This window comes from Salinivibrio sp. PR919 (genome assembly GCF_001995355.1).
Lineage (GTDB): Bacteria > Pseudomonadota > Gammaproteobacteria > Enterobacterales > Vibrionaceae > Salinivibrio > Salinivibrio proteolyticus.
Map to the genome: position 1 here is coordinate 1 of NZ_MUFL01000101.1, position 9,808 is coordinate 9,808.

Annotated in this window: 10 protein-coding genes; 2 read left to right on the forward strand and 8 right to left on the reverse strand. The window is 48.7% G+C overall.

The features are described from left to right. From BZG83_RS14695 to BZG83_RS16915, 6 genes are all read right to left on the reverse strand, one after another. A partial coding sequence (locus BZG83_RS14695; RefSeq protein ID WP_077481633.1) for a response regulator transcription factor occupies positions 1-661 on the reverse strand: 661 nt, incomplete at its 3' end. After that, complete coding sequence (locus tag BZG83_RS14700) at positions 633-2,072, reverse strand: ATP-binding protein (protein WP_077481635.1); 1,440 nt, start codon at positions 2,070-2,072, stop codon at positions 633-635. The genes BZG83_RS14700 and BZG83_RS14695, both read right to left, overlap by 29 nt. A 176-nt stretch (positions 2,073-2,248) precedes the next feature. Further along, the gene (gene pntB / locus BZG83_RS14705; RefSeq protein WP_077481637.1) at positions 2,249-3,625 is read right to left on the reverse strand and encodes a Re/Si-specific NAD(P)(+) transhydrogenase subunit beta; all 1,377 of its coding nucleotides are present in this window, start codon (positions 3,623-3,625) and stop codon (positions 2,249-2,251) included. Positions 3,626-3,634: 9 nt separating this feature from the next. Beyond that, positions 3,635-5,188 (reverse strand): Re/Si-specific NAD(P)(+) transhydrogenase subunit alpha, encoded by a 1,554-nt coding sequence (gene pntA / locus BZG83_RS14710; protein ID WP_077481639.1) that lies wholly within the window; start codon positions 5,186-5,188, stop codon positions 3,635-3,637. 372 nt (positions 5,189-5,560) lie between these two features. After that, positions 5,561-5,845: an HlyU family transcriptional regulator gene (locus BZG83_RS14715; protein ID WP_069586631.1), complete on the reverse strand. Its 285-nt coding sequence runs from the start codon at positions 5,843-5,845 to the stop codon at positions 5,561-5,563. 165 nt (positions 5,846-6,010) lie between these two features. Beyond that, positions 6,011-6,184: a hypothetical protein gene (locus BZG83_RS16915; RefSeq protein WP_167315127.1), complete on the reverse strand. Its 174-nt coding sequence runs from the start codon at positions 6,182-6,184 to the stop codon at positions 6,011-6,013. 338 nt (positions 6,185-6,522) lie between these two features. On the opposite strand from BZG83_RS16915, the gene BZG83_RS14720 reads away from it, so the two are divergent. Then, the gene (locus BZG83_RS14720; RefSeq protein ID WP_198536714.1) at positions 6,523-7,467 is read left to right on the forward strand and encodes a hypothetical protein; all 945 of its coding nucleotides are present in this window, start codon (positions 6,523-6,525) and stop codon (positions 7,465-7,467) included. Between the two features lie 227 nt (positions 7,468-7,694). Here the strand turns inward: BZG83_RS14720 and BZG83_RS14725 are convergent, their stop codons facing one another. Further along, positions 7,695-9,443, reverse strand: coding sequence for a bifunctional metallophosphatase/5'-nucleotidase (locus tag BZG83_RS14725; RefSeq protein ID WP_077481641.1), 1,749 nt, complete (start codon positions 9,441-9,443; stop codon positions 7,695-7,697). A 110-nt stretch (positions 9,444-9,553) separates the two neighbouring features. Here BZG83_RS14725 and BZG83_RS17175 point away from each other — a divergent pair, with 110 nt between their 5' ends. Beyond that, a complete protein-coding gene (locus tag BZG83_RS17175; RefSeq protein WP_108743594.1) occupies positions 9,554-9,670 on the forward strand; it encodes an NAD(P)-binding domain-containing protein in 117 nt (38 codons plus the stop codon). Here the strand turns inward: BZG83_RS17175 and BZG83_RS14730 are convergent. Next, a partial coding sequence (locus BZG83_RS14730) for a transposase (RefSeq protein ID WP_198929743.1) occupies positions 9,639-9,808 on the reverse strand: 170 nt, incomplete at its 5' end. The genes BZG83_RS17175 and BZG83_RS14730 overlap by 32 nt on opposite strands.

The following is a 9,808-nucleotide window of genomic DNA, read 5'->3' on the forward strand; positions in this document are numbered from 1 at the left end:
CTTTCATGCGGTAGCCAACGCCACGCAAAGTCTCAATATTCACTGAAGGCAACTTTTGGCGAAGTTGCAAAATGTGCGTATCAACCGTGCGCGTCGTTGGGTAATGGTTGTAGCCCCAAACCTGATCCAGTAGCTCATCCCGTGTGAACACTCGGCCCGCATTTTTAGCCAGGAAATGAAGCAAATCAAACTCAGTCCGTGTCAGTACGACCTCTTGCTCGCCACACATTACTGCGCGACTTGCAGTATCAATGCGCACATCGTTAACAACAATTTCATCACTGGATGCATCGACTTCACCAACAGGGTTACGCAGGTGAACACGAATACGTGCCAGCAATTCTGCTTCAGCAAAAGGTTTGGTGATGTAGTCAGTGGCGCCCGAATCAAGGCCGCCGACACGGTCACGCACGGAGACCATCGCGGTCAGCAAAATCACAGGTACCGTTTTGAGTTTGTTCCAGTCAGGCAACCAATCAATTGAGTCGCCTTCGGGTAACTGGCGATCGAGGATCACCAAATCTGCATCACGCCATAGCTCTGCCACTTTTGTCGCGCTATCGGCGTATAAACAACGGTAACCGGCCTGCTCTAAACTGGCAAGTAGGCCATCAGCCAAGTTGGCATCATCTTCAACCAGAAGTAACGTCGCTTGCGTCACAATGAATCTCCAAAGTAAATGTAGTGGGCGGGCCAGATAAGCTTAGCTTACCCCCCATCCGCTCAATCATAGATTCCACGATCGTTAGTCCGAGGCCTAAGCCACTTTGACTAACAAAGGGTTTACGAATATGTTTCCAGTCCTTGGCAGTCAGGTCGCCCTGATCCTGAATCGCGATCGTAAAACGATCTGACAATACCTGTGCGCGCACTTCAACCGGTGCCACACCGTATTTGACCGCATTAGCGATCAAATTGTTCAATGAGGTTGCTAGCCAATATACATTGGCACTGACGGCACCATCTTGCGAGACATACATAGTGACATTGTGCTCGTCACAGATGTACCCCAACCACTCTTTTAGTGAAGGGATCGTCTCTTTATTCAACGGCTTTTGGTTCGATTGTAAATAGTCTTTGCTCGCTTCCGCTAACTGCTTTAAGCGACGTGCGTCCTCACACAAGCGTCGAAACTCGTCATAAAATGACTCAGGCAAGGTATCAAACTTGCGCCTAAACCCTTCCACCGTCATTGAGAGGCTGGCAATCGGCGTACGCAGTTCGTGGGTGAGGATCTGTAGCACCAGCATCCGCTCTTGCATCAACCGGCGCTGAACCGTCCAACGGTTAAATGCCCAACCTCCGAGCGCCGCAAGGTTGATAACAATCAAAGCACCAACCAAATAGGGCCAATACGTCGGCGCTTTTTCTTCATTCCAGCAAATGTTTCCCACGCGCGCCAAACAAAAATCTTGTTCGCCCATCGCGGACAAACGCAAATCGAATTCTGCTAATAATGGCTGCCATTGTGTCGAAGGGTACAAGTGATAATAGCTACCGACACGAACCCACATTTCATCACTACTGAGTAGCGATTTCGCACCACTATTCAGCGCTTCGACAGCAGCGTTATCCATACGCTGCAACCGCCCCAACAAGGTATCCGGTTGAGCCGTTGGCCGTTCTTGAATATGAAAAAATCGGGTCAGCTCACTGCGCCGAGACGGAAATTGTTCGACATATTTCGCCGCATAGCTGCCTCCTCCTGGATGGATAAACCCTGAGCGGGAAAACCAAGCAACCGGCAACTGAGTGTGATTACACATGGCGCGCGTGAACACTAAAGGCTCAGTCACTTTGGGGTGAACAGGCCACGGCCCTTGGCACTTTTGTGCGGCTTGGTACAAACGACGAATGTCTTTAAGCGGGTAATTAGCGGTTTGTGGCAATAAACTGTCGGGACTGAGTAAGACCTTGGGGAAGGCGCGATTAATGCCAATGAGGTTATATCGTGCCACCGGATCGGCAAGCAATAGCTGTGCTCTGAACGCTGTCATTTGTTCAGAGAAAGAGCTTGCAGCACTCGTTGGCACCGCCATAAGCGCCAGGGTCATTAACAGCAGGATTCGCATAGTCGCAAGCTTATCACCCAACGTGAATGAAATGTCAGTGCAATGTAAGTTCGGTGTATTGCACACGATGAAAGCAATCGGTAACGATGACACCGCAGTTCAACGTGAACCCTCCCGCCCAAAAAAAGAGCCAGCCTTCGCTGACTCTTTATACCTATATTGATGCTTTTTGCCAATCAAAGCGCTTTAAATATTGCCTCAACGCTTTGTTTCGCATCACCAAACAACATCGCACTGTTCTCTTTAAAGAACAGCGGGTTTTGTACCCCAGCATAGCCGGTATTCATAGAACGCTTAAATACCACCACGTTGCGTGCATTCCACACTTCAAGCACTGGCATACCTGCAATCGGGCTTGACGGGTCTTCGGTCGCGGCAGGGTTAACCGTATCGTTCGCGCCAATCACCAAGACAGTATCCGTTTCAGGGAAATCATCGTTGATTTCATCCATTTCCAACACGATGTCATAAGGGACTTTCGCTTCGGCTAACAATACGTTCATGTGACCGGGCAAACGACCCGCAACAGGGTGAATACCAAAACGTACGTCAATACCCATCCCACGAAGCTTCTCTGTCACTTCATAGACGGGATACTGCGCCTGAGCAACCGCCATGCCATAGCCTGGGGTGATGATAACGCTTTTTGAGTCTTTCAGCATCTCAGCAACCTCTTCGGCGGTCACTTCACGGTACTCACCCATCTCCTCGTCACCGGATGACGCCGTACCATCAGAACCAAACCCACCCGCAATCACACTGATAAACGAACGGTTCATGGCTTTACACATGATGTATGACAGAATCGCACCCGACGAACCTACCAGCGCACCAGTCACGATCAACAGATCGTTTGCTAGCATAAAGCCTGCGGCGGCAGCCGCCCAGCCTGAGTAGGAGTTAAGCATCGACACCACAACTGGCATGTCTGCACCACCAATCGAGGCCACGAGGTGATAACCAAACGCTAACGCAATCACGGTCACAATCAACAGAGCTGCCGTTGACCCTTCCGCATTCACAAAGCTAATCAGCAACAAGAACGAGACGACAACCGCGGCTAGATTCAACTTGTGACGGTGTGGCAGCATCAAGGCTTTGGAAGAAATCACTCCACGGAGTTTACCAAAGGCGACAATTGAACCGGTGAAGGTAATCGCGCCGATAAATACACCGAGGAAGATCTCAACCAAGTGGATATTAAGCATCGCACCGGTCAATGGTGGATGATCAATATAGGTATTAAAGCCCACTAGTACCGCAGCCAAACCTACAAAGCTATGTAGCATAGCCACCAGCTCAGGCATTTCGGTCATTTCAACACGCTTGGCATAATAAATACCAATCGCACCACCGATGACCATCGCAAGAATAATCCAACCAACGCCCTGTACTTCAGGACCCCAAATCGTCGCGACTAACGCGATCGCCATCCCGGTAATACCGTAATAGTTACCGGCACGCGCTGATTCTTGCTTGGACAGTCCAGCCAAACTCAGAATAAAACACAACGCCGATACAATGTACGCAGCTTGTACCAATCCTTCAGACATTGTTTCTCCTTACCCTTTACGGAACATTTCAAGCATGCGCTTTGTAACAGTAAAGCCGCCAAATATATTGATACTCGCGATCAACACGGCAATGAATGCGAGGAAGGTGACAAACCCAATGCCTTGTCCAACTTGCAGCAATGCGCCCACAATAATAATCCCGGAAATCGCATTGGTAACCGACATCAGTGGTGTATGCAGTGCGTGAGTGACATTCCAGACCACGTAGTAGCCGACCACACAGGCCAAAACAAACACCGTGAAGTGAGAAAGAAACTCGCTCGGCGCATAGTTCGCGATCCACCCAAATGCCCCGGCAGCCGCGGCCATCAAACCATATTTGGTCGCACGAGAGGTTTTCTTAGGCTCGGCTTTCGGCGCAGGCTCGGCTTTCGGTGCCGCTTTAGGTTGCGCCGAAACTTGAATCGGTGGCGCAGGCCATGTGACTTCACCTTCTTTGATGACGGTCACACCACGAATCACCACATCGTCAAAGTCAATGCCGATATTGCCATCTTTTTCTTTGCAAAGCAGTTTGGTGAGGTTGACCAAGTTGGTGGCATACAGCTGTGATGACTGCGTCGGTAAGCGGCCCACCATATCGGTGTAGCCAATCACTTTCACCCCGTTGGGTGTTGTGATCACTTTATCTTTTTCCGTGTATTCGCAGTTACCGCCGTTTGCAGCGGCCAAATCAACAATCACGCTACCCGGTTTCATACTGTCGACCATCTCTTTGGTCACCAGTTTCGGGGCAGGTTTGCCGGGGATGAGCGCGGTCGTGATAATAATATCGACATCTTGCGCTTGTTCAGCGTAGAGCTTTTCTGCGGCTTTATTAAACTCATCAGACATCTCTTTGGCATACCCATCGCCACTGCCTGAATTGTCTTGTTTAAAATCAGCCTCTAAAAACTCGGCGCCCATACTTTCAACTTGTTCTTTCACTTCAGGGCGTACATCGAACGCACGGACAATCGCCCCTAAGCTACCTGCGGCACCAATGGCGGCAAGCCCGGCCACACCAGCGCCCGCAACAAAGACTTTCGCAGGTGGCACTTTACCTGCCGCAGTGATTTGTCCAGTGAAGAAACGGCCAAACTCATGCGCGGCTTCGACCACCGCGCGATAACCAGCAATGTTGGCCATCGAACTTAGCGCATCCAGCGATTGTGCGCGAGAGATCCTTGGCACCGCGTCCATCGCCATCACATTAATCTTGCGAGCCGCCAAACGCGCCAGCAACTCTTCATTTTGCGCTGGCCAAATAAAGCTGACTAGCGTGGCACCTTCTTTAATGAGCGCAATTTCATCTTGGCCTGTCTCTTCAACCACACCCGGTGCATTCACTTTGAAAATGATATCCGATTGCCAAACGGCTTCGGTATCGACAATACTCGCCCCGGCTTGTTCATAGGCTGTGTCTTCAAAGCTCGCTAGCTCGCCAGCGCCTTTTTCAACTGCTACTTCAAAGCCGAGTTTTATCAACTGCTCCACCGACTTTGGTGTCGCAGCAACTCTCGTTTCATTAACGAGCCTTTCTTTTGGAACACCAATCTGCATAGCTATTCCCTGACTATTGGCTTATGAGAAATTTTTTGTAACGAACCACAGGTCAAATATCAAGCACCTGTAGGCATAATACTGACAAAAAAAGGCATACCTTGATAAAACCCATAAAGACTGCGAAAAATCGATAAAAAATAACGCCGCAAGCACCACATAAGGCACGTGCGACGTGGGTGCAGTCTGTTGTCAGCGTCCGATGCTTAGCAACGCAACATCACTAACTTAACGAGTTTGAGCGACAATCACCACAGGGCAAGGATCGCAATTCTGGTGTAAATGTGATCAGTGCTACATTTTATCTTTTTTTGTTTCGAATATTTATGCATTAGTTTTGGTATGGCGCAGAAGGCCATGCCAGAAGTAAGGTCAAAATAGGCGATCGCCATTCTGGTCAATCATCATTTTGGCTTTGACTAGCATCAAGCTATTAGCATCTTCCTGATTCCCCAATAAATCTGAGCGGATAAACTGATGCGTGAGTGTTTCTTGTCCCTGCTGTTTACAAATTCGCCCACACACTCGGTACTGCCCGTTTTCTGGCGTTGCTTCGGGATAAATAAGATAGCCTTTGTACTCAGTCGGGGTCACTGTTGGGGCTGATGCCTTGCGAGGGGCATCGTTTCGTGAGAATAATTTAGAAAACCATCCCATTGTGTTTGTTGCTCCATTAAAATACGTTTAGCGTCAATAGCTAACCTGCCATGATCCAAGCCAAAGTACTAGTCGCGCACCGGTTTCTTTACGTTAACCGTCGCGATAGAACAAAAAAAACGCCATATCGTTATGATATGGCGCTTTACTTTTTATCAGGTCATCTTATCGGTTTATGCCAATATCACGTTGCAAATGTGCGGGTAAACGGCTTGCATCATAAGCATGTGCATTGGTGTTGCTGGTGAACAACACATCCATGGCATGAGCGATCAGTCCTTTGATTGTCACCGCGTAAGATCGACGTGTGCGTGGCATGTTTGCCGTAACAGTTGTCATACGATCCTCGCTTTGTTTTCTGAATCACTCGCGGCGCATTATAGAAACAGTGACTTAGATTCTACACTGATGATAATTCAACCTAGCCATTAGTTTTATTTATCCGAAACACGACTATCCACCGCAATGACTTTTGTTAATTTTCGGTTAAATAAAGAGCTAAGATAAATCATGGGAGATATGGTCGATTTTAAACAACATCGATTGCTGAACCTGCCTTCTGCTACATGCTATATCAGGTCTTTTTGCGTATAAATCGACGAAAACGAACAATCTTTACTCACTTGCAGAAAAAAGCTGGTAACATTGCCGTTACACATGTGATTAGGGTGCTGTCTATGCTGGCATTTCTTGCTCGACATTCTGCGTTGTTTCTTTTTATTGCCGCTGTAATCGGTTTTGCGTTTCCTCACCTTTCATTAGCGCTTTTTCCCTACCTGCCCTATGTGTTATTCGCATTAATGTTATTTACCTTACTCGGGATTAATCAGTCCTTATTGGTAAAAGCACTCGGGCAATGGCGAGTTTGGCTCTATGCGTTTGTTCATGCCGTGGTTCTGACTATCGTTACCTGTACGATTGCATGGGGACTGGGCGCCTCCGATACCATGCTACTCGCGATCAGCGGGATCTGTGCCACTGGCTCGTTATTCGCAACACCTGCCATTATTCGCTCATTAGAAATGGACGCATTGATCGCCATGGCATACACCATTGCGTCGACGTTACTGATGCCCATTGTTCTCTTTATTAATCTGAGCCTATTGAGTGGCGAAGCGTTCTCACTCGACTTATACAGTTATATTGCGAGGCTTGTGATCTTTATTTTTGGTCCGATGGGAATGGCCGCGCTGTTTCACGCATGGATTAAGCCTGAAAAATTAAAACGTATTCATGGAAAACTGGCGCAGTTCACGATTGTATTGGTGTTTAGCTTTCCATTGGGCTTAGTGGGTCCGATTGGCGCCATGTGGCAGAAGGATAGCGGTTACGCCTTGGAGCTGTTAGCAATTTCAGTCGCATTATGCATGCTTTTCTTTGCAGTTGCGTACATTATCTACCGGCGATACGGGGAAGAAGCCAGTATGATTGCCGCAGTTACCGCCGTGAACCGCAACGTGTTACTTACTTATACGGTAGCTGGCGCTGCATTGGGGCCGGTATTTTTACCCCTCATTGGGGCCATTCAGCTACCTATTTATTTACAACCGTTACTGGTGCGTTGGGGAGTACGTTTAAAGCGCGCATCCCACAACGCCACCACGGATAACTCGCTTAAATAACGGGCACAAAATACACTAACGATGCCCACGCGAGTAGCCAAAAGGTGATTAAACCCACATCGAACCAATCACGCATTTCCATACGAACCTCACTTTCTATTCGTGTGCCGATAAACTGCGTTCCTAGATACATATCGACCATGGAGATGAAAACTTAACCTTGCGGCAACAAAGTGCCGTGGTTATCCTTCATCTGATAGTAAGCAAGGGATGGGCCAAGTAAGTGATTATGATTGCCAGCAGCTTTCGCCCTGCTGAGGTGATACGAGATAACACACCAAAGGCTGGTCAGGGAGTTGCAATACATCTWGCGCTCGCGCGTATTGCATGAAGCATTCCGCCATCGATAAACCAATTGAGCGACGACGGCCGGTTTGAAGAGCGTCATAGCCCTCTTTACCTTGCGCGGTATATGAAGATGACACACCAACGTATTGGCGCTCATCATCAATCGCAATCCAGTGCTGACCGCGCTTAATGTCTAATTGGGTGATGCGCCCGCCCATTGGCTGCCATGCTTCATAGCGATAGCGCAGATCGGCACAATAGGGAAAACTGCCCGAACCGAGTCCAATCACCCCATTATCCGTGGCATTATTAATTGCACCTTCCAGCGCGTTGCGGATTTGCGCGCCCGTTACCCGATACGCAATCACATCAATCGCAAACGGAAGTAATGAACCGGCGATAAGTGCGGCAGAAAGCGGACCTGCATTTAAGCTCACCCGAACGCCGCCGGCATTATGGATGGCAAAATCTGCCTCGATACCCTGTTCACGCGCCGCCCATAGAAAACTCTCCGTCACCAATGGCGCGACATCACTGCCGCCTTGCTGATCCGGCACGCGAACATGACGCAACCGCTGTGGCACATGCGTGACAATGTCACTTTCTAACTGTGCTACCCGAGGGCGATAAGTTTGCTGCAAATACTGCTTGAGGGTGAGATCACTCGGCAAGATCAGAAGATTTGGCTGTTGGTTCAAATAGTCACGTGCCGCTTGGTATGAGGAAGCAGTCAGTTTATGCTCGCGCGACGCATCCATCGCCAAACTGCGGCCTAACAATAAATAATTTTGCCCCTCAAAATGGGTCGGGCGCCCTTTGGCATCTAGCGTTAAGGTAAAACGTCCAATTGCCTGAGCGTGGCAACCGGCTTGGACAATCCAGGTATCATTCACTTGATAACCGTAAGGGTCTTGGCTGTCGAGGCCAATGTTTTGAAAGTCACCCTGCAAGACATGGGTATGSCCGCCCACAATCACATCAATGCCAGAGACGGATTCAGCCAATGATTTATCTTTGTCATACCCTAAGTGGCTGAGCAGGATCACAGTACCGACCCCTTGCAAACGCAAGTATGCTACCGTGTTTTTGGCAATTTCTGTGACAGGCAAAAAAGGCGTGTCATGATCAGGGTTAGCCAGTGCAGCCATCTGCTCGACCGCGAGACTAAAAATACCCACTTTACGCCCTGCTATCGTCTTGATCATCACGCTAGCGCGTTTCTGTTCGGGCAAATACGGCAATAACGCGGGCTTTTCACTGACGCGCTTTTCTTTGTCTGCAGCTTCATTGGCAACGTGCCAATTGCCGGCCAGCAAGGGAAAAGTAATACGATCAAGAAAATCAGCAACCGGACCATTACCCTGATCTAGCTCATGATTCCCGATTGCCATCGCATCAATGCCCAACTGATTGAGCATATCGGCATTGGCTTGCCCCTTAAATAGGGAATAGTACAAGGTACCTTGAAAGCAATCCCCCGCATGCAAGAACATGAACGCGTGGCCTTTCTGGTCCGCCTCAGCACGAAAACGCTTAACGGCAGATGCAATACGTGCAAAGCCACCGCAGTTCGCATAAACACGCGTCTGTGTGCTATCCAAGCTCAGCGAAACAGGTGTCGATTCAAAATGCGAGTGGGTGTCGTTGATGTGTGCAATGGTTAAAGCGATAGATTGAGGTGCTGTCATAGTAATCCGTGTTACAACACAAAATGTGATGGTACAAGATTATCATCTGAAGGARCAAATCAGGTTAAGTTTCTGATAAATTATCGCTCGTATAACAACAAGGATGCTATATGACAACTCAAACTCCTTCTGTGGCTTTTATTGGCCTAGGCGTCATGGGGTTTCCCATGGCCGGACATCTACAAAAAAAATGGTTCATCGCGGCTTTCCGGGGAAGGCCGCTTTGATTTTTAAAAAGAAGTAGTCCGTGTCTCTGTAGCCATACCCCATCCGTTTGATAAGCTTTATCTTGTTATTGATGCCTTCCAGCGTGCAAGTATTCAAATGATATGAAGCGGACGCCACGATTCCGTGGAGGTAAGGCT

Coding starts and splice junctions, on each gene's coding strand:
- BZG83_RS14715 (WP_069586631.1), bottom strand. CDS start 5,845: ATGGGATGGTTTTCTAAATTATTCTCACGAAACGATGCCCCTCGCAAG.
- BZG83_RS17175 (WP_108743594.1), top strand. CDS start 9,554: ATGACAACTCAAACTCCTTCTGTGGCTTTTATTGGCCTAGGCGTCATG.
- BZG83_RS16915 (WP_167315127.1), bottom strand. CDS start 6,184: ATGACAACTGTTACGGCAAACATGCCACGCACACGTCGATCTTACGCG.
- pntA (WP_077481639.1), bottom strand. CDS start 5,188: ATGCAGATTGGTGTTCCAAAAGAAAGGCTCGTTAATGAAACGAGAGTT.
- BZG83_RS14720 (WP_198536714.1), top strand. CDS start 6,523: ATGCTGGCATTTCTTGCTCGACATTCTGCGTTGTTTCTTTTTATTGCC.
- pntB (WP_077481637.1), bottom strand. CDS start 3,625: ATGTCTGAAGGATTGGTACAAGCTGCGTACATTGTATCGGCGTTGTGT.
- BZG83_RS14700 (WP_077481635.1), bottom strand. CDS start 2,072: ATGCGAATCCTGCTGTTAATGACCCTGGCGCTTATGGCGGTGCCAACG.